Annotated in this window: 1 protein-coding gene; it reads left to right on the forward strand. The window is 41.2% G+C overall.

Annotation, left to right across the window (positions count from 1 at the left end):
- On the forward strand, positions 1-418 hold a 418-nt coding region (locus tag E3E29_RS11380; RefSeq protein ID WP_206205908.1), incomplete at its 5' end, for a hypothetical protein.
- Positions 419-454: the final 36 nt, after the last annotated feature.

Genomic DNA, 454 nt, shown 5'->3' on the forward strand with positions numbered 1-454 from the left:
TTGGGAAACCGAGAAGTTTTACTGGAAAGGTGAATGGATGGCTGATGTTGATGTTCTTGCTGGGAAGTCTGGAAACCTTGAAGTATCCATAACGCATTCTGGAAGCACTAACTTGGAATATCTCAAAATAATCATCAAAAGCTGGGGAGATGGCACTGTGTATATGCTCTTTCCAGAAGGAGGACCTTGGGACAACGTTAGGATAAGAAAAGACATAGAGAGTGGATACACAATTAATGAGGCAGAGTTCAGCAATTTAGGACTTATTGGAGAAGGAACACTGACCTTTGAGTATCTCGTGACTCCAATATGCGCTTTTAATTATCCCGTGGAGGTTAGAGTTGACTTCGTTCTGGCAGAGGGCATTAAGCGGTATAAAGGAACAGCTTATTATGCGTATGACTTCTGCTCTGGATAAGCCAACAAAATTATAAACCCAAATCGGATTTACATT

Source organism: Thermococcus sp. Bubb.Bath, from assembly GCF_012027595.1.
Classification (GTDB): Archaea; Methanobacteriota_B; Thermococci; order Thermococcales; family Thermococcaceae; genus Thermococcus.